The sequence below is a fragment of the Paraburkholderia sp. MM5482-R2 genome (assembly GCF_050436125.1).
Classification (GTDB): Bacteria; Pseudomonadota; Gammaproteobacteria; order Burkholderiales; family Burkholderiaceae; genus Paraburkholderia; species Paraburkholderia tuberum.
The window spans coordinates 1282783-1307603 of record NZ_JBNDLP010000003.1 but is presented as its reverse complement, the minus strand read 5'-3'; the positions used below and the strand labels follow the sequence as shown (position 1 = coordinate 1307603).

The 24821-nt window shown below is 62.4% G+C and carries 21 protein-coding genes and 2 pseudogenes; 6 read left to right on the top strand and 17 right to left on the bottom strand.

Features of this window, described 5'->3' with window-relative positions:
• The 14 genes from OKW37_RS28195 to OKW37_RS28130 form a co-directional block, all read right to left on the bottom strand.
• Nucleotides 1-408, bottom strand: a complete 408-nt coding sequence (locus OKW37_RS28195; protein WP_429402873.1) for a GPW/gp25 family protein — start codon at nt 406-408, stop codon at nt 1-3.
• Nucleotides 409-502: 94 nt separating this feature from the next.
• Entirely contained in the window at nt 503-832 is a 330-nt protein-coding gene (locus tag OKW37_RS28190; protein WP_429402872.1) for a hypothetical protein, read from the bottom strand.
• Nucleotides 829-1344, bottom strand: coding sequence for a phage baseplate assembly protein V (locus tag OKW37_RS28185; protein ID WP_429402871.1), 516 nt, complete (start codon nt 1342-1344; stop codon nt 829-831). Before OKW37_RS28185 ends, OKW37_RS28190 begins: the two co-directional genes overlap by 4 nt.
• Complete coding sequence (locus OKW37_RS28180) at nt 1341-2495, bottom strand: hypothetical protein (RefSeq protein WP_429402870.1); 1155 nt, start codon at nt 2493-2495, stop codon at nt 1341-1343. Before OKW37_RS28180 ends, OKW37_RS28185 begins: the two co-directional genes overlap by 4 nt.
• Nucleotides 2495-2773: a LysM domain-containing protein gene (locus tag OKW37_RS28175; RefSeq protein ID WP_429402869.1), complete on the bottom strand. Its 279-nt coding sequence runs from the start codon at nt 2771-2773 to the stop codon at nt 2495-2497. The genes OKW37_RS28180 and OKW37_RS28175 overlap by 1 nt, the downstream gene beginning before the upstream one ends.
• A 31-nt stretch (nt 2774-2804) precedes the next feature.
• Complete coding sequence (locus OKW37_RS28170; protein ID WP_429402868.1) at nt 2805-3509, bottom strand: hypothetical protein; 705 nt, start codon at nt 3507-3509, stop codon at nt 2805-2807.
• A 7-nt stretch (nt 3510-3516) separates the two neighbouring features.
• On the bottom strand, nt 3517-3750 hold the full coding sequence (locus OKW37_RS28165) for a hypothetical protein (RefSeq protein WP_429402867.1): 234 nt from the start codon (nt 3748-3750) through the stop codon (nt 3517-3519).
• 36 nt (nt 3751-3786) lie between these two features.
• On the bottom strand, nt 3787-5940 hold the full coding sequence (locus tag OKW37_RS28160; protein ID WP_429402866.1) for an ATP-binding protein: 2154 nt from the start codon (nt 5938-5940) through the stop codon (nt 3787-3789).
• Nucleotides 5937-7217 carry a Pvc16 family protein gene (locus tag OKW37_RS28155; RefSeq protein ID WP_429402865.1) on the bottom strand — a complete coding sequence of 427 codons (1281 nt, stop codon included), beginning with the start codon at nt 7215-7217 and terminating at the stop codon, nt 5937-5939. Before OKW37_RS28155 ends, OKW37_RS28160 begins: the two co-directional genes overlap by 4 nt.
• 50 nt (nt 7218-7267) lie before the next feature.
• The gene (locus OKW37_RS28150; RefSeq protein WP_429402864.1) at nt 7268-7645 is read right to left on the bottom strand and encodes a hypothetical protein; all 378 of its coding nucleotides are present in this window, start codon (nt 7643-7645) and stop codon (nt 7268-7270) included.
• A 542-nt stretch (nt 7646-8187) separates the two neighbouring features.
• Entirely contained in the window at nt 8188-9000 is an 813-nt protein-coding gene (locus OKW37_RS28145) for a hypothetical protein (RefSeq protein WP_429402863.1), read from the bottom strand.
• Nucleotides 9001-9002: 2 nt separating this feature from the next.
• A complete protein-coding gene (locus OKW37_RS28140; RefSeq protein WP_429402862.1) occupies nt 9003-9512 on the bottom strand; it encodes a phage tail protein in 510 nt (169 codons plus the stop codon).
• Nucleotides 9513-9617: 105 nt separating this feature from the next.
• On the bottom strand, nt 9618-11300 hold the full coding sequence (locus tag OKW37_RS28135) for a phage tail sheath family protein (protein WP_429509982.1): 1683 nt from the start codon (nt 11298-11300) through the stop codon (nt 9618-9620).
• A 158-nt stretch (nt 11301-11458) separates the two neighbouring features.
• Nucleotides 11459-12283, bottom strand: coding sequence for a hypothetical protein (locus OKW37_RS28130; protein WP_429402860.1), 825 nt, complete (start codon nt 12281-12283; stop codon nt 11459-11461).
• An 893-nt stretch (nt 12284-13176) separates the two neighbouring features.
• On the opposite strand from OKW37_RS28130, the gene OKW37_RS28125 reads away from it, so the two are divergent.
• From OKW37_RS28125 to OKW37_RS28100, 6 genes are all read left to right on the top strand, one after another.
• The gene (locus OKW37_RS28125) at nt 13177-14445 is read left to right on the top strand and encodes a DUF4157 domain-containing protein (protein ID WP_429402859.1); all 1269 of its coding nucleotides are present in this window, start codon (nt 13177-13179) and stop codon (nt 14443-14445) included.
• Between the two features lie 433 nt (nt 14446-14878).
• Nucleotides 14879-16651, top strand: a complete 1773-nt coding sequence (locus tag OKW37_RS28120) for a hypothetical protein (protein ID WP_429402858.1) — start codon at nt 14879-14881, stop codon at nt 16649-16651.
• Nucleotides 16648-18414 carry a PQQ-binding-like beta-propeller repeat protein gene (locus OKW37_RS28115; RefSeq protein ID WP_429402857.1) on the top strand — a complete coding sequence of 589 codons (1767 nt, stop codon included), beginning with the start codon at nt 16648-16650 and terminating at the stop codon, nt 18412-18414. The genes OKW37_RS28120 and OKW37_RS28115 overlap by 4 nt, the downstream gene beginning before the upstream one ends.
• 45 nt (nt 18415-18459) lie before the next feature.
• Nucleotides 18460-19053 (top strand): hypothetical protein, encoded by a 594-nt coding sequence (locus OKW37_RS28110; RefSeq protein ID WP_429402856.1) that lies wholly within the window; start codon nt 18460-18462, stop codon nt 19051-19053.
• Between the two features lie 585 nt (nt 19054-19638).
• Nucleotides 19639-19830 (top strand): hypothetical protein, encoded by a 192-nt coding sequence (locus OKW37_RS28105; protein WP_429401213.1) that lies wholly within the window; start codon nt 19639-19641, stop codon nt 19828-19830.
• Nucleotides 19823-21892: a recombinase family protein gene (locus OKW37_RS28100; protein WP_429402249.1), complete on the top strand. Its 2070-nt coding sequence runs from the start codon at nt 19823-19825 to the stop codon at nt 21890-21892. Before OKW37_RS28105 ends, OKW37_RS28100 begins: the two co-directional genes overlap by 8 nt.
• Before the next feature lie 27 nt (nt 21893-21919).
• On the opposite strand, the pseudogene OKW37_RS28095 reads toward OKW37_RS28100, so the two are convergent.
• The 3 genes and pseudogenes from OKW37_RS28095 to OKW37_RS28085 form a co-directional block, all read right to left on the bottom strand.
• Nucleotides 21920-22246 (bottom strand): annotated as a pseudogene (locus tag OKW37_RS28095) (DDE-type integrase/transposase/recombinase); the annotation flags it as partial.
• Between the two features lie 251 nt (nt 22247-22497).
• Nucleotides 22498-23655: an IS110 family transposase gene (locus OKW37_RS28090; protein ID WP_429402855.1), complete on the bottom strand. Its 1158-nt coding sequence runs from the start codon at nt 23653-23655 to the stop codon at nt 22498-22500.
• Nucleotides 23656-23785: 130 nt separating this feature from the next.
• Nucleotides 23786-24540 (bottom strand): annotated as a pseudogene (locus tag OKW37_RS28085) (IS3 family transposase); the annotation flags it as partial.
• Between the last annotated feature and the right edge of the window lie 281 nt (nt 24541-24821).

Sequence of the window (24821 nt, the reverse complement as noted above, 5' to 3'; positions counted from 1 at the left end):
TCAGATCACCTGTACCTGAGTCTGGGCGACCGTCTGCGTCTCGAGCAGCACGTAGGTGACCTGGATCAGGATCGCGCTGTCGGGCAGCGGTGCTCCCGTCAACGGGGTACTGGTGGAGCTCGACGCTGTCGCGACTGTCACGTCCCGGACGCTGATCTGGTCGGCGAGCCACAGGTTGAGCGCTTGCGTCACGGCCAGCTTCGTCGTCGAGTCCAACGACGCATTCAACGGCGCGAACAGCAAGCGTCGCAGACCCGCCCCGAACGTAGGCAGGCACACCCGCTCGCCTGGATCCGTTAGCAGGACCTGCTGAATCATCTGCGCCACGTGGCTCGCATAGCCGGTCTGCGCGGCCTGCCCCGAGGCCGCGTCGATCGTGAACGGATACCGCAGGTCGCGGCGCATCATGGCATCCTCCGTCGCGGGCTGCATGGTTGATTGCGATGCCAGCCCGGATGTGCGCTCCGTGGCGCTGGCAAGGCCGTGCGCGTGAACAAGGCGTTCATAGCGCCTCCGCCATCGCCTGTGTCGATACCACCAGCACGGTACCCTGCGGCGCCTGGGTCGCGGCGAGGCACAGGCCGACGCTCGCTTCGTTCAGCACGAAATCGCCACCTGCGCGCACGCGCGCCGCGGCCTGGACCCACTGCACGCTCACGCATGGACTCAATACGCTCCCTACGCTGAAAGGGCATCCCGCTACCGTGAAGGTGTCGGACGCGCGCAGCAGCGGCGACATCGCAACCGCCCGCGTCTGCCCGGGCAACGCCATCACGGTGCCGCCGTGCGGGCACATCAATGTGCTCGAACCGGTTAGTAGCGCTGGCATCATGAAACCTCGAGCGCGCCATTGTTCATGTTCACGCCGGTCGCCCCGATCGCGACCTGGCTCGATCCCGACGTGCTCGTCACGCCGTCCGAATCGAGGACCACCGTGTTGCTGTTCGTGTCGGCGAGCGTCACGCTGCCCGCGTCACCGTCCATCGAGAGCGACCCAGCCTGCGTCACGATGCTTTTCACGGTGGCACTCGCCTGCGAGGGCACTTCGCCCGCGTGCCAGTAAGCGCCCACCCAGATCGGATACGATACGTCGCCGCCTTCGAACTCGATCCATACGCCACTGCCCACGTCCGGCAACATCAGGATGCCGACGTTCGGCCCCGCGTAGGGGACGCATGGCATGCACCAGCCGGTGCCGGCGAGCGGCAGCACCGCGGGTACCGACGCCTTGACCCGCATAGTGGCGGCATCGACGTCGGTCACGACCCCGCGATATTTGCCGTAGAAGCGGTTCCGCACGCGGTCCAGCAACTCCCCGAGCAGCATCTCGTTACCGTCGCTCATGAGCCCAGCCCTCCCGGCAGCAGGCCCGCGCCCGGGGTTGCGCCCACCGCATTGCGTAGCAGAACGAAGTCCATCGTGTGCTCCTGCGCGGTGATTTTGTGCCGCACGCTCCACACGTAGTACTGGCCTGAGTGCAGCGATCCCGCCGCGTTGAGTTGAACGAGCGTCCCGGCTCGCAGAATCGTCCCTAACCGGTTCGCGTCCGTCGTTCCCTGGCAGCGCACGAACCAGCCTGCCTCGATCAGCACCGACTGCGCCCGCTCGGTCAGTTCTTGCCCGTCATCCACGGTCGCCGTGAGCATCGACGTCACCGGGGCGCCTGCGAACGTAGCCAGCGTGCGCGCCTGCAGCGGGTCCAGCCCCGTGTCGGTGAGGGTGCCGCCTGCGCCGTCCGGATCGCTGTTCGTGAACAGTGCCTGCATCGCCGTGGTGGCCGATGGCCGCATCACGTCCCACGAGATGTCCAGCGCATCCACCGTGGCCGCCGTCGCATCGTTCAGCGTCAACACCGCAACGGGATCACCATCCAGTGACGGCTTCGCGAACGTGCCCGTGCGCTGCCCGGGCGTATCTGTGCAATAGATCCGGAACAGCTTGCCGTTGCGCCGCGCGAGCATACGCAGGAACTGCGCGTCCGTGCACCGCTGCATCAGCGTGTGACCGTCCGACGTATGCGCTGGCGAGTCGTCCGTGAGGTTCGCGTCATCCGGCGTCACCCCGTATGTGCCGAAGATCGTATTCGCCACGGTGCCATCGGTCACGTCCGCCCACTCTTTCGCGCGCTCCGTCGTGTTCAGCAGCCACGTCGCGTCCAGTCCCCAGACCTTGAGCGTGCTACCCACTGCACCCGTATCGAGATGCGTAGTCTGCGCGAGCACGTAACCATCGATCAGGCACTGCGCCTGCCCATCGCTCGCTGTTGCCGTGATGCACAGGTTCGAAAGCGGCGCGAGCCGTGCATCGTTGACGGTGTCATAGTCGCCGGGGGCCGTGACGTTCACCGGCAAGGTGAGCAAAAAAGCGCTCGGCATGTCCACGTTCTCTTCCACGTCGAGTTCGGCCATTCCATTCGCCAGATCCGCCGCAGTCTGGCCGTTCGCCATGATCGAAAACGTGTTGCCAGCAACGGCGGAAAAAGGGCTACTGCTCATCACTGGCCTCCCGCAGGGATGCCGATCAGCGGACGGGCTTCGAGGGCCGCTGCCGCGAACGTCCCATTCGCGTCGCACAGCTTCCAGAACAGGGTCGCGTCCTGCAGATAGCGTGCGGCCAGCAGGTCGAGACGATCGCCCTGTACACGCGTGTGATAGCCCGCGAGCGCCAGTTGCATCGGCGGCATCGGCAGGCGCGTCGCTGTCACCACCCGAGCGTCGGCAAGCGTGACGGTATAGGGCACGAGCTTCGCGTAACGGCTGTTCTTCGCAAACATGCGGCCTCCGGGCTGCACGGCTTTACGACGACTAGATAGGCAGCATGCCCGCCACCGACTCCACACTGTTGGCCAGGTTCGCCAGTGCCATCGCCTGCCGAAATCCGCTCGAATAAGTCGCAGCGGCATTCGCCAGTGTGCCCAGCGGTCCATTGACGTACTTCAGTTCCGGTGCGGTGAGCACCTTCAGCGAGATCTGCGCTTCGACATGAGTCGGCAGCAGCAGGGTGCCGGCGTAGATTTTTTCGGTGAACGTCAGTGTCGTCACGCGCACCGGTGCGATCCGCTCCGGTCCCCACACGAACAGCACGGTTGGCAACTGCGCCGCCGGCACCGCACTTGCCGACGCTGCGGCTGTGAGCCCCAACGCGGACGACACCGTCCCCACGAGCCCACCGCCCGGCGGCGCGGTCGGAAATAGCAGCATCTCCAGCGCGGCCAGGCGTGGATACAAGCCACTTGCAGTCGCGAGGCCACTCGTTACGGCGCTGCCATCTTCGATGGTGTCGTTGGAATCCATCGCTAGCGTGAACGAATACGCTTCTTCCGGCGGACCCGTGACCGCGAGCGGATTGCTAGGGTTCTGCCCTGGTGCGTTGCTGCCACCCGACTTCGCCGGCGTCCATGTGTGGGTCATCGTTTCCGGGTTGTACTGGAACAGGATCACGTTAGGCACGGGAAGCGGAAAACTCTCCGTGAACTCGATCAACGCACCGCGCAGGTATTGACCGGCCATGACTCACCTAACCGATCTGCTGCAGCAACTGGCCGACGATCTGAGCCGCGAGCCGTGGCAGATCCGCGCCCCCGGTTCCGCCGTTCAGCCAGACGGCCAGCATGTCGAAGTCTCCCGCGCCACCCGCCGCCGCGCCTGCTGCGAGACCTGCGCCGACCTGACGGGCCAGTCGCGCCGCCTCACCGGCATCCAGCCCCGGCACCTCCAGCACCAGCCGATCGATCGATATGTCGTCCATCACGCCAACCTCCTGCGAGTTCGGGTTACGCCCGGTGCATCACGGCAACGTCGCATCGCGAAACGGCGAGCGCGGCCGCAGTCCCTGTTTGGCCAGCTCGCGCCGCGCCGCCAGTTCGATATGCGAGATGTCGATTCTCTTGCCCTCGTTGCGCGCGAGGAACGCCGCGCCGAGTGCAATCGCCTTGATCTGCGCGCCGTTGACCTCCATGTGCTCGGCAAGCCGCTCGACATCGACATCATCGACATCGAGGATCACGTCGCCGCCTGGCGATCGCGCGAGCAGCGCCTTTCGCCACAGCACGCGCCGCTCCGGCTTGCCGGGCAGCAGGAAATCCATCACGAAGCGCAGCCGGCGCAGGAACGCCGTGTCGAGATCGTTCTTGCGATTCGTCGCCAGAATCGCGATCCCGTTGAATGCTTCGATTCGCTGCAGCAGATAGTCGATTTCAATATTGGCGAACCGGTCGTGTGCGTCCTTTGCCTGCATCCGGCTCCCGAACAACGCGTCTGCCTCGTCGAAGAACAGCAGCGCGCCGGGCTGTTCGCATGCATCGAACACGTCGCGCAGCCGTTTCTCGGTCTCGCCGATGTACTTGTTCACCACGCCCGCCAGATCCACCCGATACAAGTGGAGCCCCAACGAGCGTGCCAGCACCTGCGCAGCCATAGTCTTGCCGGTGCCGCTCGGGCCGCCGAATAGTGCGCTCACGCCCTGCCCGAGCGGCGCGATCCGCTGGAAGCCCCACTCCTCGAAGACTTCCCATCGCAGCCTCACCTGAGTGCCGAAGTCCTCCAGCTCGCGCCGCAATTCGGGCGCGACGACGAGGTCATCCCACTCGTATGGACACGGCAGCAAGTGCACCAGCTCGTGCTGCACCGGTGCCCGGCGCGCTGGTGCGGACCGCTGGAGCGACGCCGCTGCGGCCTGCGCCTCGTGGCGGATTTCCGCTGGGGTCAAGCGCTGCATCCGCACCACTGCCGCCGGTGGCGCGTCGCTATATTGCGTCCACACTTCGACTCTTCGCGCCGTCGCAAGCGGCGGCAGCACGAACGTGCACGCAGTGCCCGCCGGCGCTACCTTTGCCCCGCGCACACCCAACCCGGCAAGCCTGCGGGCTTCGATCCAGGCTGCCGCCGGCGCGGCATCCGCGTCGCGCGCGTACAGCACGGCCCCCGTCGCATGCGAGAGCCGCGCCGCGCGCACCAACGCATCGAGCGCCCTTGCTGCGTCCGCGGCGGGCTCGTCTGCAAGACCCGGCAGCATCGATACGTCAACTGCAAGGAGCGGCCTGCCGAGTGCTGCCGCGAATTGTGCGGCAAGGGTCTGGCGGCCGGCGCCGTCGGGGCCGACCAGCGCGATTTCGTCCCCCGCGCTAGCGTGATCGCTTGCATCGGGCGCAGTGGCGAGGCGTCGGACGAACGGAAGGCACAGCATCCCAGCGAGGACCTCCGGATAAAGACACGACTGCCGTTGCGCATGCTCGAGGCCGATCATCTGCCCCGCTTGCCCGAGTTCCGGCTCGACCCATTCCTCGGCGATCACCGACGCTACAACCGCCGCGTCCACCTGCCACGCCGCGCGTACCTGCGATGCCTGCGCGCCGTGGCACGGCCGGGCAAGCCTCCAGCGCTGCAGCGCAGCCACCGGCATCGCGACGCAGATCGGCAATTGCTCACGCAGTGCGAACAGACTTGCGGCTGCCTCCAGCGACGGATGAAGCGCCTGAGTGTCGTCCGCGAGGTACGCCAGCACCCGGCCCAGGCGCGGGTCGATCTCCACGGCGATCAGCAGGCAAAGCAGATCGCGCTCGATCGGGTTCAAACCGAACAACTGCGCGATCCAGTTCCAGAACGGGTTCGACAACAGCGCTGCCCGTGCCGCTTCAGCGGCCCGCAACAGTGGTGCGATATCGTCTTCCCGCAGAAACTGTTCGAAACGCTCTGCCTGTACGTCAGGCTCAGTGAGGATTCGCCGTACTTCGCCCGAGGTGATCGCCAGCCCCTGGTCGAAGCTCGTCTGGCCTTCGCTCCACAATCGCTCGGCCCATACCACGCGTAGCCGCGCCCATGTCCGCACGCGCGCCAGGATCGCCGCCGCGGTGCCGGCGCCGGTCTCGCCGGGCACAACGGAACCGGCGCACGCTGTCGTCTGTATGGCCCATCCGGCGCCACTCGTGCTTCTCATGTTCATGGAATCTGCACCCACCAAGCTGGCGGCGCCTCGATTGAATTGACCACTACCCTCACCCGCGCGAAGGTGCCCGAGGCAAAACCGGACAGCGCCGGCAGCATCCACGCCACCTTGCCAGCGGCTGCATCCACCACTGCGGTGCCCGGAACCGCCGTCGCTCCGATCGCCAGCGCGACTGTCTCGAGCAGGACGTTCGTCGCGCCGCTGACAAGGCCGCTCACGGTCATCGTGTAGAGCCCGCTCGCGTCAGGCGTGATGAGCGAGCCGCCCGCACCGATCCCGGTCACCAACGGCGCGATCGCGAACGGGACCGGGTTGCTGCGAAACGCCGATCCCGCATTGCCTACCGTCAATTGATACAGCCCGGGCAGCGGTGTGTTCGCGAGCGCCGTCCCGGCACCGGGAACCGCACCATACGCAGCCGGCAGGCTCAGGACCAACTCGTCGGCGTCGCCAGCCGTCCCAGAGGCAGAGGTTCCCAATATCCGCCACGCCGTCACCGGCCACTCGGTCCCGCCCGCACTCAGGAAGACGGCGCCCGCATCGGGCTCGTCAAGCCCGATGCCACGTGCACGCACACGTTCGCCCGCCACCGCGACCGCCTGCCCCGCGAGCGTGCTCACCTGGTCGGCCAGGCCCTCTTGCGTTGCGTTGGTGGTCTGGATCTGCGCAACGGCCGGTGGTGGCACCCGGTATTCAACCTGCAGCGCAACGCCATAGAGTTGCGGCTCGATGGCAGGGCGTGGCGGCGGCGCATTCAGATCGGGACCCACGCTCAACGTGCTCACCACCGGCGGGCGCACCTGGGCCGGCGGCAATGTCGGTGGAGTAAGGAAAACTACCGCGACACGAAACAGTGCCGACAGCCGGATCGGCACCGCAATCGCCTGCCATAGCCGGCTCATCTCGTCGATCGTGTCGGCCTCGACCGTCACCGTGAATTCGGCCGTCGCGCTCCGGTAGATCGGGTTCGCGTGGAAATACTCGAGGGCCACGCTCATGAGGTACTGCTCCATGAACCAGTTCTTTTCCGCATAGCTCGTCAGCAAATACGAAAGATTCAGACTGAGCGGCTGCGACACGTTCGGCTGGCCGCGCTGTCCCTGTACTGGTGTGTTCCGCCAGTACGGATCGCGCGCCACGTGCAGCAGATAAAAACTCATCACGTTGTTGCCGTCCGTGCGGGAGACAGCCGGCATCAGGCCCGACACCTCGAACGGAAAGGCGTGCTTCTGATACTCAGGCGAGGCCTTGACTGCCGCGGTCAGTTGCGTCACCAGCAGGTCAGTGATACTCGCCAGATCGTCGACTGACCAAGCCATGCCCACTACCCCTGCACGAGTCCATAGCGCCAGGCCAGCCCACGCGCGAGTGGCTGCATGTCCGCCGATGCCATCCGCTTGCGGGCATGAGACAGCGAGTCATGGCTTTCAGCCGCCGGTGACGAATCAACCGACTGTGGCAACGCGGGCGCTGTCGCCGATGTAACCCGCACTTCCACCGTGCCGATATGCACGCGCGCGGCGCGAGCCTCGCGAGCTTCATTGACCGGTCCGAGCGCGAAACCGGGCGACCGTCCTCCTTCACGCGCAGTGCGAGAGATCGCGGCAAGCGGCGCGGCGACGTTATCGCGGTTTGCATGCCACGGCTGCGCCGACGGCACTGGCGCCTGCACCTGCTGCAATACTTCTTTCGGATCGGACATCGAGCGTGACTCATCTCGGGACACTATCCGCGGCACCGGCCCCGTGCTTCCATCAGACGCAGTGGTCGCGCGGCTGCACAGCTCGTCGACGCCCGGACTCGCTATCGCGGCGGCTTCCAAACGAACGGTTGTGGTTCCGGGCCGTGCAGGATAGGCAGACGGCGCATCCTGGTTCGCTGCCCGCTCGTTTGCCTGAGCATTCAATGGTTTTCGTCGCACTCCCTCGTCATCGCGCGGTCCGCCGCTTATGGGCTGCTCCTCGACGCGTCGCGTGTCGTGCTCGACTGCACCTCGGCCCGCATCATCAGCAGTGCTGGCTGGCTGATACGGTGGGATACCGCCCGGCGACGTTCGCCCGTCTCCCTGAGGCGTTTCCGTCCGAGGCCGCCCAGCCCGTTCTTCATGGATCTCCGGCGGCGTGACGGGCTCGCCCGCGCGCACGTAGGTACGACCGCTGCGCCGGGCCGCAAGCACGGATTCCCCCGGTCGCACTGGCTCGGCGAGCGTGCTCAGATAGCCTCGAGTGAGCGTGGCTGGAGACTTCATGACGACGCCTGTTCGCAATGTCGGATCGTATCGGCATACGCCTGCCGCCTGCTCTGCGGCATCGCCAGAATCGACTGCTCGTCCCAGTGGTACGTCCTTGCAATCGCGTGAATCTCTTCGTGCACGCCCGTCGCCGCCATCTTCAGTTCGTCGACGACCAGTTGTGGCACATGCAACCGCATCGTCATCGCTGCGCCGCATTCCGTGCATTGCCCAGTCAGCGGCCGCGACACGATCGGTGCCATCGCCTCCATGGCTCGCTCGACACGCGCGACAGCGCGCGCGCCACCGTGCGCGTCGATGCACCGTCCGGCCAACAACGCTCGCGCTGAGGGTTGTCCGAACACGATTGTCTGGTCTGCCACAGAAGGCAGGCGAAAGCGGATTTCATCGGCGTCATATTCGCGCAGCCTGAACCACCCTGCGGGTTCGCCGCAGCGTTCGACCTGCCTCGGCAGCTTCGGCCTCACGTCGGCGCAAAAGCTCGTAATCGACAATGCCAGTTCCATCCGCGCTCCACACGTTGGCGCCCTGCAGCGGGACATGCACGTCAGTTCGTCCCCGAAAAGATGGCGGCGCAACCCGAGCAGCGCGACCTCGAAGTCCGTTACGGACAACTGGGCCCACCAGTCGGCCTCACCGAACGCCAGGTCATTGGCGCCGGACGCGCGTTCGGCCACGCACGAAAGCCTCGCCAGGACCAGGCCCGCTCGCTCCATCACGTTGCCCGCGCTTTCGAGAATGGCCAGGTCATCGCTTCCCACGGGTGCCCGAAACTGCAAGTCGATACCGCTCACTGGCAGCTTCATGCCTAGGTCTCCAGCGGTTCGGTGAGCGTCGTGTCGAGTTCCCAGCCTTCGTTTTCGAGCTTGATGTGCTCGATCGCAATTGCGTTCGAACCCGCATCCAGATCGGGCAGTGCCTGATACTCCGACACCCAGCAGCGATGTACGAAGAACCGCCATACCGGCTGACCTTCTTCGTTGAGCAGATCGATGCGGACCTCCTTGCGAAGGTTCGTTAACGACTGGCCAGGCGCACCCTTGTCGAGCACCTGCGCCGCATTCGCCCACGTCGCAAAATCCATGTCCTCGGTTAGTCCTCGCTCCAGGGTGATCGGCTCGTACTTCATGCGACCCAGCCCCTTTCGAATGATCGGGTCGCCGCCTGACTTGTACTCGATCACATCCGACGAGCGCTTGAGCGCGCCGACTTTACTCACTGCCGCGACGGGTGCCGTCGACGTGCCGAAGTAAACAAGAAACCGATAACTCTTGTAGGGGTCGAAACGGTTCACATTCACGGTAAACGGCTTTCCCATCGCGCATCCCTCCTGGAACTCCTGATCGCATAACTGTCAATCGCGTGCGTGGCTCAATCCGCTTCACGCCGAGCGCACCGCCGGTCAGCGGATGCAAAACCGGGGCTACGACGTCTGCCCTGCCAGTTGAGCGATCTTGATGACCACGAACTCCGCCGGCTTCAACAACGCCACGGCGACCACGATGTTCACGATGCCAGCCTGCTGGTCGTCGGGTGTCGTCGTCGTCGCATCGCATTTCACCTGGAATGCGTCGCTCGGGGTTGCTCCCTGCAACGCCTGCTGGTTGAATAGCGACAGCAGGAACGACTCGATCGAACTGCGAATCGCCAGCCACAGCGGCTCGTCGTTGGGCTCGAAGACAACCCACTTCAGGTTCGTCACTAGCGTCTGCTCGATGAACAGCGTCATGCGTCGCACCGGTACATACCATGACTGCTCGAACGCCGGATTTGCCGACACCAGCGTCCGCGCCCCGTAAACGACGGTCCCGGTCGACGCGAACGACCGCAGGCAGTTGATCGACGCGAGGTTGAGCACCCCCTGCTGCATATCGTTCATCACCCCCGACGCGACCGGCCCGGTAGAGCCGAGCAGTGGCGTTCCGATCCCCGCTGGGGCCTTCCATACCCCACGGGATGTATCCGTAGTCGCATATACGCCGGCTACGTAGCCGCTCGGCGCCACAGCCATCTCCATGCCGCTCACCGGGTCCGTTGCCTTCAGATACGGAAAGTAGATTGCGCCGTTCTGGCTGACCGGTATCGTGGGGATCAGGGTGGCGATGCCCGGCAACCCGGTGCCCGGCCCGGAGGCTATCGGAAATGCGCTCGCCTGTTGCGGCGGATCGACAATGGCGAATGCCCGTTTGCGTTCTGCGAACGCGAGTGCCGCGCTCAGCACCGTTACGTCCGCGACGCCGGGAGCGAGCAGCAAATTGAATATTTCGACGTTATCGAGCGACGAATTCTGCTGAAATACCGGCAGAAAATCCTGGATGCTGAAGGTGGTGTTCAACCCACTCGTGTTGAACGCCGGCGGCGGCGAAGCAACCGGCATCGTCGGCAACGTGCTGAGCGTGAACGTGGCCCTGGCGGCCGCCGGCGCCGCGGGGGGCGCCCCACCGCTCGCCAATGGGAACGCTCCGTAACTCGTCCCTCCGCAGGAACCGACCGTCACGAGCGTCGACACGCCATTGATCACCTTGTCGATGCTTCCTGCCTGACCCGCCGGGATGGTCAGGTTCAGGCTGCGGTACACCTCGACACGCGTTCCATAGCTGATGACCAGATCGAACAGCACGTAGGGGCCACTGGGAGGAGACACCGAGCGCAAGTTGGCGACCGTGGCATTCATTGGCACGATATCCGCGGGTTCGAGCGCCTGAAACAGCATGCCCACGTCCGGAGACAACGGGTTCGGCGCGATCATCGCCGTATAGCCGAGGTTGTCACTCTGGTTGCCGAACTGTATTGGCGGAGTTCCCCCTGGCTGCATGGCCGCAGGTTGCAATCCCACCACATACGCGTTGTTCCCGCCGTTCAGAAAGAACGCATAGACGGCCCGCGCCACATCGGCTCCGATCAGGCCGCTGGTGTATAGACCGCCAAAGTTTGCTTCGTAGTCGCTGAAGCTGAACAGTTGTACGGCGGTGTTGAACACCACGGTCTTCCAGGGATGGGTGTACCCCACGAATGCGGTAATCGACGTGGGAGCCGGCGTGATCGTGTGAGTGCTAAGAGGCAGTTCCTGAACATAGATGCCAGGATAACTGTAGGTGGCAGACATGAGTGGACCTCACGAGCAAGCGGTGAACTGCTAACCTCAATAACGCGGCGCGACAAGAAGGCAGTCCGGCAAGTCGGAATCGCGCCCGAGGCCCTCTCTCGCGTCATCGACGTACACCACGCGACGCGATGTGTTTCCTTCCTGAATACATGGTTGGTCTACAAGGAAAGCACGTTCGCTGTAGCCGGCGTTGCAGCCGTCGACGCCGCGGGCCCACCGCCCGACAGCGTCAGAGTGCCTTGGGCCGGCAACGGACCGTCTGTGGGACCGCTGAACGTCACCACCATTGCGAATGGATTGGTTGCTGGTGTCGTGAGTGCGTTGACGGTCAAATCCGTCGCGCTCTTGCTCCAGTTGGCGGTCAACGTGAACGTCTGCGCGGGAGCGGGGTCGAGCGTGATCGCGAGCTGGATTGCAGTCGCGTCGGCCGTCTGACTGGCCGCCGCAAGCGTGAACGCACCGGAACCGTTGCCATTGGCATCGGGCACGACGTATTCGTACTTGGGCGCGCCCCCTAGTGCACCGGCGAACGCGGCGGGTTTACCGGTGTTCATGGCCTGCAGATACACCATTCCATTCGCCGTAGCGGGCGATGTGCCCAGCGCCACTCCTATCGTCGCCTCGGTCAAACCTTGATAGACCTGCTTCGCGTTCACTGCGACGTCGAATTTTCCCGGTGCTGGCGTCGTTACGACATTGGAGAACGTAACAGTGATCGCATTGCCTGCCGAACCTGCGTCGGTCGCCTCGATCGTCAACGCGATCGTTGGCGTGGTTTGCACTCCGGGAGCGAGGTACCCTTGCGCCACCATGCTCGCCAGAAGTGCTTGCAACACCGTTGCGTTTGCGGAATATCCGGGCCAATTGGTCGCATTCGGAGCGCCTGCATCGAAGTAGATGGCCGACAGCGGAATCTGCTGCTGATTCTGATTGCTGTCCACGAAGGAAACGGGGCCGGTGCCCAGCGCCTGATAGTAGGCCATCGCTTGCATCCCTCGCCTGTATTTCGGCCAACCTCAACGCCGAATATATTTCGGAGTGCAAATGCTGAGGTTTGCCATGAACAAATTTGGTGCCAATTAGATTGGCATGGTCACATCGCTTAATGTTCCGCCTAATTAAATATTTTTAGTGGACCAAGCGCGATACTCAGCGATCTAATTTGAGTACGCTATTTTGTGACGGCATCGACTCACTAAAGCTCTAGTAGCCAATCCGCAGCCACCGTACATGGACCAGATTAGTACATCCCTTAGACCTGTCAACACCATTGTGAAAACCGATTCAAGCGCCATATCCAGGCCGCAAACAGCGTCGATCCATCCGGCCTGACCCGCGAACCTGGTTATCAGATCAAGTACTCGCTTTTGCCCTTGTAGGCGAATACGCGAGTTTCGAGGTTAAGGTGGCGGATCTTGCCGGTAGTTAGTCATAAGCGTACTGGCAGGTCTTTTCGATATTTTGCATTTGGACTGTATCCGCCAATTGACCCAAGCGCTCGATGTCGTGAATTCGGCGCCTGCGTCGGACCACAAATCGGTGATTCAAAAATAATGGCCACGGCCCTTGTTCAATCGTCAGCGCTCGTCCCGGCAGCCGCCTTGACTTGCCTCGGCCGGAGTCCTAGCCTGACTTTGTGTTGGCCCCACGCCAGCCGCTCTCGAGAGAGGCCAAGGATATGTTCGCTCTGCCTGTTCCGAAAGCGCTGTCTCGCTTCACGGCAAGTGATCGCTTGCCCGCTCGTGGGAAGAGCACCCAGACACCCGTGCCTCATCCGCGAGTCGGTAATCAAACCATGCTTCGCTTGCGACATGCGGACGCAAACGGCAACCGCTCTCGCGGCAATGAGTCCGGGTCGACGGCCTGGCATGGGAATATGGACGATTCGTTCGGATCACGCCGTCCATCGACAGTCGGTTTTACCTCAGCAACCACCGTTCGTTGCAAAAGAACGTTCGACACAATGCCTGTTAGAGGCGTACCGCAGGCGAAACTCGTCGTCGGCGCACCGGATGATCCGTTGGAGCACGAGGCCGATCGTATTGCCAACCGGGTCATGCGCTCGCCCGAATCTGACTCCTTTGATTCGCGAGCCGCGAGTGCGCCGCCAAAGATCCACCGAAAATGCGTTTCCTGCGAGGAAGAAGATGCGAAGATTCGCACCATGCGGGAGCGCGCGCCGGCGTACGCATCCGCTGTTGCGCGAGACCATGCGCACGAAGCGCTGCGGTCATCCGGCCAGCCTCTCGATGTGTCATTGCGAGCCTTCTTCGAACCGCGATTCGGTCATGACTTCAGCCACGTGCGTGTGCACGCCGATCACGAAGCTGGACGAATCAGCCGGCAATTGGGTGCGAAAGCCTTTACCTACGGGTCTTACATTTTTTTCGCGGACGGAAGGACTCCAGCCAGAGATGTCCTGACCGGACACGAACTCACACATGTCGTTCAACAGGGAGCGGCGCCGGAGGTGAAGCGAGCCGACCGACCGATCCTCCCCGGCCGGCAATCTTTGACGCCCGCAGCGGAGCAACGCCCGATTCAGCGTTTCCCTGCGGAAGATGCGCAAGCACTTCCGGGCGAAGACCTGGAGCCGCCGGGCGACTGCACTGCGCTTCAGTATGTCCGGATGCGGATTCCTGTGGAGACAGCGAAGGCGATCGTCAACATGGTAGGCCGTTGCAAACCGGGAGATACCTGCACCTTCATCGCGTTCAAGATCGCGGCGATCATGGCCGAGGTCACTGCGCGCGTCGCACTGGACAACGCCTGCTTTCGAGGGGGAAATCGTAACCACATGCGGCAGATCAACGAAAAGATCACGATGTACAACGATTGCATAAAGGCATTCGAAAAGGGTTCCGGATGCCCGCCCGAGCTGATAAGGGCAATGCAGGGTGTCGTCGAAGCGGCGCGCGCAGTCATCGCCGCCGGGTTCGTTGCGGTCGCGGTGGCGGCAATGGCCGCTCTTTTGGCGGCTATCATCGCACTCGTCGATGTCATTCTCGCGATTCTCGCGGCCGCGGCGGAGGCTGCCGCGGAAGCGACGCTCGTTGCGGCAGCCGCCGCGGCTCTCATGGCGATGCTGCAGGAGCTCAATACTCTGCTCGCCGCCGACGGACGCAGCGACGGCACATCCTCATGACGAGCAGGACGACTCACGAACACCATTTAATACGGCGTGTGGTTGGGTTCGTCGATGCCGCCCCACCCGCCAACGGATAACTCACTGTTCTGCGAGTGCGCTTTCGGACAAAACCCAAGTCAAGCGTCATTAAACATGCCGAGTTCTTCCTCGCGTCGCTAACCGCTCCAGCCGGCCACACCCTCGCGTCCGAATACAGCAGGCCCAGGCTCCGAGAGCCTATATGTTTGTCTTGCTTCTACGTGAGGATCGTCTATTAATAGTCAATAGCGCCAGACGGCTTCTAACGCCACTGCGCATCCGTCGCGAGAACATTTCCCGCCTCCCGTCGTCTCGTCATCAGCCAAATGCATTGCAGGTGCATCGAGGGTACGGATCGTGGTCCGTCGCAGGCCACGTGACTGGCTCGATGTATAGCGTAAAGGAAAGCGAAATGGGCGTAGCTCTGATCGCATGGGGACGATTTTACGAGCGTGGTGAGATAGTGACCGTTCCAGCACCAGGCACGGCTCCGGGTTTGCCATGGCTTTGGGACTGGCTTGCGGGCATGGCTACAGACTTGCGTAGCGTCGGCTTTACGGCACTCCAGTTGCCTCCGGCGAGCAAGGCGCAAGGTGGTGCGGGAGTGGGATGTGACGGTTACGGCGTATTCGACCTGCGTGACCTCGGGAACAAACCTCAACAAGGCAGTACCCCTACCCGTTACGGCAACGTGGACGCGCTGCGCCGCATGATCGCCTGCTGTCACGCCGTCGGCATCGATGTCTATCTCGACGTCGTCCTGCATCAGTTGATTGGAGAGAACGGTGGTCCGGGAGTTTTCAGGTATGTGGGCGCGGACGGCCATTCGTTGAATGGACGTGGCCCCATGCAGCCAGGCTGCTTCCGCGGAGGCACTGGCAACCAGGATCCCATTCCGCCTTTTCGTCCCGAGGACGCGGTCCCGTCTCCTGGCGACGATTTTCCTTTCGGCCGCGAAAAGGTTTATCAGAATTGCGTTCCACCTGACTACACGCTCCACGATGCAATCGACTTCGGGGACTGGCTGTTTCGCACTACCGATGCCGACGGTATGCGCTTCGACGACGTCAAAGGCACATGGGCGCCGTTTGTGTCGAAATTCATGCGCTCGAAATCGATGGCTTCGAAGTTCGCCTACTCTGAATACTTCGACGGCAATCCTGCTGCACTCAATGACTGGGTCACGCAGGCGCCGATGCTGTCCCGTTCGCTGGTCGCTGATTTCGCGCTTCACTGGGCACTTCAGGCCGCATGCGACGGCGGCAAGGTTGCCGCGCTGAACGGTGCGGGATACGCGAGCTGGAGCCCGTATCTCTCGTGCACATTCGTCGATAACCCCGATACCGACACGTCACCTGGCGAGCAGATCGTATCGAACAAACTGCTCGCCTATGCTTTCATCCTGACGACCGAAGGGTATCCGTTTGTTTATGGCAAGGACTATCTCGGCGAAGACGTTTGGCGCGGCGCATATGGCCTCAAACCCTGGATCGACAATCTGATCTGGATTCACGAAAATCTGGCGTCAGGAAACACTGTCACGCGGTACATCGACGGGAACGTCATCGTTCTGAATCGGACCGGGTATCCGGGGTTGTTGACGGCGCTCAATTTCGATTCAATGAACGCGCATTCGATCACGTGTGAGACAGGTTTCGGCCCTCATGCACGTCTTCACGAATATACCGGCAAGCACCCCGACATCTGGACAGACGGGTACGGACGCGCGAGCTTTCTGATCCCGTCGAATGCATATGGGTCCGGGGAAAGCTACCTTTGTTTTTCTCTGCCTGGCTACGCAGCCGCTTTCGAGCCCCAGCTCCGCTCGACCTCGCAAACGTTCTTCGGTGCCGATGATCTTGACTTGCCTGCGCTGCGGACCGGCGCCACACATGTCGCCCGCGTCTATGCCGGTTCAGGCAGTCTAAGCGCGCTTCTTGAACCGGATGACACGGTATGGGCGCGCGGCGCGTCGACCCTGCTCGAAATCGCCGGACCCGACGAACAAGTCATCGGGCGCCAAACGATCGGTTACGGTCACGCGCACGTTCCACTCCGGGTGACTGCTCGCGCCGCCGGATGGCATACGGTCACGCTGACCGGGTCGGGGCTCGCCGGACCAATGCCCTATGAGTTGACCGTCACCTATGACGGCGCGCGGCGGCTCGAGGAGAGTCGGCCATGACCCTATCCGTGACGACCCGCTCGATCGACACAGCGCGCTCCGGCGCGAACACCGGCGAGATCGTTCTCACGCCCGCGGCGGTGCGAGCCCGCGGACTCAAACAGGCGCTCGTGCTGCGTACCCCGGATGACCCGCGGCTAGAAGCACAGCCGCTGTACCTTTCTAGCGCGAAAGTTCGTGGCGAAACGCACGACACCATCGTTCAGGCGACGATGGGAAACCGGATTTATGCTTGGGATGCCGACACAGGCGAACTGCTCTGGAGCACGCATCTGGGTCCGCCGATCAATGAATCGAATGCAATCGACGCGCACCCCATCAATGTCCACTGGGGCATCCTCTCGACGCCGGTCATCGATCCGGCGGAGGGACGCCTTTACGCGTGCTACTGGTCCAGTCCGAGCGGAGACTGGAAGGACGGACACCACTTTGTGGCGTCGCTCGACATCGCGACGGGAGCCCAAACCCATCCTGCGATCGACCTCGAAGGCGTCGAATTCGATCCGGGAGACGGGCTACCGAAGCTCGAGTTCAGATCCTTGGAGCGTAAGCAACGCGGCGCACTGGCGCTGCTCGACGAGACCGTGCTGATCCCGTTCGGGACTATCGCGGAGAGCGGCGGTGAAGCGCGCGGCTGGCTGATCGCAATCGACACACGTCGGTGGGCCTGCACCGCATGCTGGTGCTCGACCTCGCGCGGCAATGGCGCAGGCATCTGGATGAGCGGCTCGGCACCGGCGATTCAGAGCGACGGCTCGATCTGGCTCGTGACAGGAAACGGCGAGTTCGACGGCTCGCACGATTTCGGCGAAAGCGTGGTGTGTTTGCGCTATACGCCGCCCGCCGGCACCGCAAACGCGAAATTCGCCGTGACCGGCTGGTGGACCCCATGGACCGACGATGGTCGCCTTGGAGAGAATCCGGGAGGCGAAGCCGCGGCAGCGCTATTGCCTGCCCGCGTGCCGTCGAATTTCCGTGTCGGTCCGCATCTGGCGCGGCTGGGCATGGCTGATATGGGTGCCACCTGGTCCGATCAGGATCTCGGCTCGTCGGGAATCGTGTTGATCGAGGAACTCGGCATAGCGTTGGTTTCCGGCAAAGATGGCATTCTCTACACGATCCGGCTCGATCTTCCCGGCGACACGACACAGGCCGATCTCGCCCCCGCTCGCGTGACGGGAAACTTCAGCAAGCTTTCGGCGCCGCCCATCCTCTACACCTACTACGACCCCTCGGTCGATCCCGCACCGACCAATTCCACCGCGCTCAATGTCTTCGCCGCGAATCGCACGCACCATCTGCACGGCACGCCGATCGTATGGAAGTCGGCCTCGCGAGGCTGGATGCATTTCTGTGGGGGCGAAAACGGCAACCTGCGCGCGTGGCAGTTCAATCCCGACAGGTCGTCGAAGTACCTCGCGTGCAGCGAGGCTTATGCTTCGCCCGAATGCACGGAGCCCTTCGGTGGCATGCCTGGCTGGAGCATCGCATTGTCCGCGAATACGGGTAGCGATGCGATCGTCTGGGCGATGATCCCCTACGGTGATGCCAACATGACCATCACCAACACCCGGTTGCTTGCCTACGACGCCCAGGACTTCGGACGCTATGCCGATGGCAGCGGCGAGATCTTACCGCTTTGGGATTCACAGGACTGGAACTGGAACGTACTGCACCCAAAGTTCAATCGTCCTGTCGCCGTTGACGGCCGCGTACTGGTACCGACCTATGGCGGCGAATTGCTTGTGCTGACGCTGGCGTGAAGGTGCGCTCGTCACGTTGCTTGACTCCGCTGCGGGGAAAGACTTATGAGCCTCCTGACTTCGTGCTTTTCTCTGAGTATCGATAGCGGACTTTGCTGTCTGGCGATCGGTGCGTCGCCACTCGCGTGGAACAGACGTCTGGAGCTTGCACTAATGTTCGGCGTCTGTGATGCGCTCGCGTCTTCGGCCAGTTCGATACTCGGGTATCCGTTTGCTGCGCCACCCGCCCTGGCGATTTATTTATGCTGTGTTTTCATACTGGGGATCGCGGCGCGATTTGATAGGCGGTTGATCAATGCACTTCCCTTCGCGCTCTCAATGGACAATCTGGTAGCCGGCGGCGGACTCGATGGGGCGACGCTCGATGGAGCCGCCAGCGCGACACTCGCGTTGCTCGGCTTTTCGGCCGGTGCCATGCTGTTCCGCTTCGTCTCTGGAAGCTGGCCACTGTTGATGGATACGACGCGCTCCGACGAAGCCGTCCTTTCAGGAAGGCCCTGCAAAGGCCTGCCAGGTGCGCTCGAGACGCGACTCGAAAACCGGATAGAAATGGACGAGCCTCACGTTGAGGTTGACGAAAGGCCTACGTGGCGAAATCGGCAATTCGACCGTCGAGCGTCGAATGAACAGCCGCTGTAAGAACAGATTTATCACCTACTATGAAGCGTACGGACTCGCCGCCGAGAAGGCTATCGAATCTTATCTTGTCTGCCGCTTTTTGCGGTTTCAGACAGCCCGGATTGACGTTGCCCGCGAATTTTGGATCCCTTAACTGAGCGGAGATTATGCCACCCGTTGGTTCTGGGCGGCGTGCCAGTCCTGCTCGAATTGCATCGGGCTGACGTAGCCCAACGTCGAGTGCAAGCGCGAATGATTGTACAAGCCGTCAACACAACGCCCATATCAGCGAATCAAAGGAGGTTCTCTACCGCTGGCATCCGTGGTACGGGCACACGGTATGGATTTTCACCACGATAGAGAGGAAGAACGCCGAGTCAGTGTTGCGCTGTGGGCGAGAGCCGTTCGACACGGCAGGCTTGCTGGAGGTGCCGCAATGGATGTTCGATCCCGTTGCCTGCTGTCGCATTACCTCGGCAACGTCTCCCGCCGTCAGCTGTGAAGCATTGAGGGAACTGAAGTACCTGCTGGCGCAGGCGCCTGCTGCCAAGCCGCGCGGTATGGTACAAGCCGAGCACCATCCTTTGCTCCGTACAGGAGGTGCTGATGCGACGCCAGACAAACCCCCAACCGGGCGGTCAACTCGACCTGTTCCGTCCCTTTCCGAAGACACCACAATGGGCGCGCCTGCCGCAGGAGGTCCGGCAGCAGACGGTGCGTTTGCTGGCGCAACTGCTGCGGCAACACCGTCGCGGGCTGCTCGCCGCCGTACACGAGCCGGAGGTGCGCGATGAGTGACAAGATTCGGGCGCAGCATCTGGCGCGCAAGGCCATGCTGTACGTGCGCCAGTCGTCGGCCTATCAGGTCAGCCACAATCTGGAGAGCCAGAAGCTGCAGTATGCGATGCAGGATCGTCTGCATCAGTTGGGCTGGAACGAGATCGAGGTGATCGACGAGGATCTGGGACGCTCTGCGGCCGGAACGCAAACGCGCACGGGCTTCGAACGGATGGTCGCAGAGGTCTGTCTTGGGCACGTCGGCGCAGTTGCCGCTCGCGAGGTTTCACGATTCGCGCGCAACAGTCGCGAGTGGCAGCAACTGGTTGAGGTGTGCCGCGTCGTCGACACGGTGCTCGTCGATCAGGAGACCGTCTACTCACCACGGCAGAGCAACGATCGTTTGCTGCTCGGCTTGAAGGGCAGCCTGAACGAATACGAGCTGGATCTCTTGCGTCAGCGTTCGCTCGAAGCTCGTCGGGAGAAGGCCAAACGGGGCGAACTCATTGTCGCGGCGCCGGTGGGTTACTGCAAGACCGAAGACCAGCGCCTGGAGAAGGATCCGGATTTGCGCGTGCAGGACGCCATCCGCTCGGTATTCCGCCAGTTCGGCGCGATTGGTTCGGTGCGTCAGACGTTGTTATGGTTCCTGGAGCACGGCCTGCAGTTGCCGGCATGCATGCCGCGCGGCGAAATCCAATGGAAACGGCCGAGCTACGGCACGGTGTACCGGATCCTGACCAACCCGATCTACGGTGGCACGTATGCCTACGGCAAGACCGAATGCGCGATCCATTACGAGGCTGGGGAACCACGCAAACGTGATCGCCGCAAACCACGGGATCAGTGGCTTGCGCTCATTCCGAATGCCCACGAAGGGTACGTTGACTGGGACGAATTCGAACGGATCCAGTGTGCCATTAGCGGCAACCTGCGTCTGGCCGGACACGCTGGCGCCCCGAAGAACGGTGAGGCCCTGCTGGCGGGACTGTTGCGCTGCAGGCGCTGCGCGAGCAAGCTGACGCTACACTACACGGGTAACAGGCACGACGCCTTGCGCTATAGCTGTCATCGCGGCTGGATGGACAAGGGGCAACCGCGTTGTATTGCGTTCGGTGGCACACGCGCGGACGCGGCCATCGCCGAGGCGGTCTTGCAGGTCGTTCAACCGGCGGCAATTGAGGCAGCAATCGTGGCGCGCGAAGAAGAGACCCTGAAGCAGGACGAAGTGCTGGCCGCGTTGCAGCGGGATCTTCAGGCTGCACGCTACGCCGCGCAACGCGCGCAGAAACAGTACGATGCTGCTGACCCCGAGAACCGGCTTGTCGCCGACGAACTGGAGCGGCGCTGGAATCATGCGCTACTACGCGTAGAGGAACTGGAATCGCGTATCGAGCAACAGTCGGGCACATCCGGCCAGATACCGCCTACCCAGCCAGAGGAGTTTGCCGATCTTGCCACTGCATTGGAATCGATCTGGCCGCAGGCCGACGCCCGCCTGAAGAAGCGCATAGTGCGCACCCTGATCCACGAAGTCGTCGTTGACGTTGACGACGCAACGAGCGAAATCGTGCTCGTCATTCACTGGAAGGGCGGAGTACATACCGAGATTCGCGTGCCGCGGCGGCGCCGCGGAGAGAACACTACGCATACGTCACGTGAAGCAATTGATGCCGTGCGCCAGCTTGTCCGTATCTGTCCGGATCTGGTGATCGCCGGCGTACTCAATCGCAATGACCTGCGAACCGGCCGGGGTAACTTCTGGACCCAGGAGCGAGTCACCGCGTTGCGCAGCCACCATCAGATCCCGGTCTATTCGAGCGAACGACGTGCTGCTGAAGGATGGATGACGTTGACCGAGGCATCGGCGTTCATCGGTGTGAGCCCCGGAACGCTCAGGCTCGCAGTTGAGCGCAACAAGATCCCCGCCGAACATCCGTTACCCAACGGGCCATGGATCTTCAATCGCAATTCGCTTACCGGGGACGCAGTTACCGAACTCGTCGGACGGGCTCGCGCACGGCGTGGACACCCCACAATACCAACGACACAACAGGGCTCTCTAGATTTATCAACAACATAGCGAGGTTGGGCAGTATGAAACGCACTTGTAGAAGCTCAACCAGTCGATTACCTCGTCCATCGCTTCGCGACGCGTTGCAAAGCGCTGGCCAAGGATGCGTGCTCGCTTGAGCGATCCCCACAGGCTTTCGGTCGGCGCGTTGTCCCAACAATTTCCTCGACGGCTCATCGATCTGCGCATGCCGTAGCCCTTAAGGAGGTCCTGGAAGTCATGACTGCAATACTGGCTACCCCTGTCGCTATGGACGATCAGGCCCGCTTCCGGCCGGCGGCGAAACCACGCCATACGCAGCGCGTCAGACACCAGCTCCGTGCGCATGTGTGGCTGCATCGACCAACCCACCACCTGACGGCTGATATGACTTCCCGTGTCAATAGGGGATCGGTTTTCGGTTTCTGAATTTCCTGAGGGCGACGTAGCAGTAAGTCTCGACGGTGGATCACCCTGATATCCGCGGGTTGGTTACCGCATTACAGTGGTCCGCCCAATGAGCCTGCCGCTATCTGAAGCCGCAAATCGGATGACATCCGTTGCACAGCCGGGGCGCGGGTTGCTCGGGTGCCGGGCTACGCCGCCTTCAGGAAACTCCTTCGGATTGCTGTTCTTCAGTGGCCGGCAGGGTGAACCTGTTGTGTTGCCCCCTGTGCACCGCCCGGCACAGCCAGTGAGATTGACAGTCGGCCAATGTCCCAGATGAATCCCGCGAGTTCACGGGCCACGGCAACCACAGCAATGTTCGCATTCTTGCCGCGCATTGTCATTTTGCGATATCGCCGGCACAGCCGCAGCTGTGCGTCCCAGGCGCGATCGATGATGGGCTTGGGGAGGCCTTCTTGCCGGCGCTGGATATCTGTACTCATACGTGCGGGAAAGCGGTAGCTCCAGGCGGCCTCGACTAGCAGTTTGCGGGCATAACTGTTGCCGGTTTTCGTAATGCTTCCCTGACGCCGCCGCTCCCCGGAGGAGTATTCAGAAGGTGTGACGCCCAGCCATGCCATCAGCTGGCGCGGATGCTCGAAGCGTGACAAGTCCCCAAGCTCCGATAGCATTCCGATCGCAGTGGTGAACTGTACGCCGCGCATGGCCTGAAGGCCCAGCACGGCCGGATAGAACCGCCATTCGATCACGGCCTCGCGCAGGGCAGCCTCGAGACGTGCACATTGCGCAAGCCTCTCCTCGATCGTGCGGCGGTGTTCGTCGAAGGCCACTTGCTGCCAGTGACAGGGAAACGAGAATGAACTGATCCATCGCCGGTGCGCCGGTCCCCAATTAGCGGTACCGGTATAACCTTTACCGTGCGCGAGCAGGAATGACTTCAGTCTTTGCCGTGCCTGCCGCAGATCGGCTTTCGCGGCCGCCCATGCGCGGGCCAGATCGCGGAATGCTTCATCTTCAACGCCCGGCACATACACCGCTGAGAGGTCACCCGCGCGCAGTCCGCGCACCAGCTTGATCGCGTCACGCCGGTCCGTCTTGACGCGGTCACCGGGCTTTTTTGGAATCAGCGACGGCGCACACACCATGCAGTCAAATCCTTTCTGAACCAGTTCCCGGTAAAGCCCATAACCGCATGGCCCGGCTTCATAGACCACGCGCACCTGTCGTCCTTTGCACTGCAGACGTTTGCACAACCGGTCGATATCGGTCTTCGTCGTTCCGATCCTGCCCGGTTGCTCGACTTCGCCCATCCCCACCGCATAGGCGACCGCGATCGAGTCCTTGTGGACATCAAGCCCTACATACACTGTGCTATCGTTTCCCATTGCTGGCCTCCGTGACGGAAATCGCCGGGTGTGGCCCTGTCCACACCGTGCGGCTCTGGCAGTCATGCTAACCCGCGTTTGATTCCACACGCCGGGCCAGCCTTCCACCTCACGGGAAGTCATACTGTCTGAACAGGTCGAAGATGACCGTAAGGTACAGCCAGCCCTCGTCAGTCCAGAGGTACGTGATGTCCGTACTCCAGGCCTGATCGGGGCGAGCAGGCGAGAAATCGCGTTGCAGCAGGTTCGGCGCGACCGGCAGGTTGTGGTTGCTGTCGGTGGTGGCCTTGAAGCGGCGTTTGGTCTTCGCCTTGATGCCATGCAGCTTCATGAGCCGCTGGACACGATCCTTGCTGACGCGAATGCCCTGGGCAAGCAGCTTCTTCCACACCCGCGGCCAGCCGTACTCGCCTTTGGATTCAGCGTGCACGGCCTTGATGTGGACCAGCAGGGCGTCGTTGCTGATACGTCGGCGCGGACGCTCCGTATCGACGTCCCGGGCCTTGCGGGCATGGTAACCGCTGGGGCTGACACCCAGCACCTGGCAGGTCAGGGAAACCGGCCATTGTCGGCTGTGAAGTTCAATCCAGGCGTACTTCAATCCGACACCTTTGCGAAGTACGCCGTGGCTTTTTCCAATATGTCGCGCTCCATCTTCACGCGTGCCAACTCCGCGCGCAGCCGGGCAATCTCCATCTGTTCGGGAGAAACCTGCTTGCCTGCGCCGTTCAGCTTGCCCGCGGCATCGGCCTTAACCCAGTTGTGCAGCGTCTTCGGGCTGATGCCCAGTATCTTTGCCACCGCCGCCATGCTCTGGCCGCCGCGGACCATGCGCACGGCTTCTATCATGAATTCCTGCGTGTACCGTGCTCTCGGATTACCCATCTTTCCTTCCTCCTCGCGTGAGTTTTACACACTCAGCAAGGGATCCATTTTTTACGGGCAAGCTCAGATGTCCCTCTGCGGTAAGACCGGGTTTGATGATGGTTGTACTCCTTTGAGGCGGCTAACCATGGAGATCCGGCTTGACATCATCGGCGAAGAGATGACGGAGCGGGAAGTGTCCGCCTTATCGCGCGAACTGGCTGAAGCGCTAAGGAAACGCTGATTTGTTCGGCTCGGTGGTCATCGCTGGCGTAGCTGAGGACGTTATAGAAGATAACTCA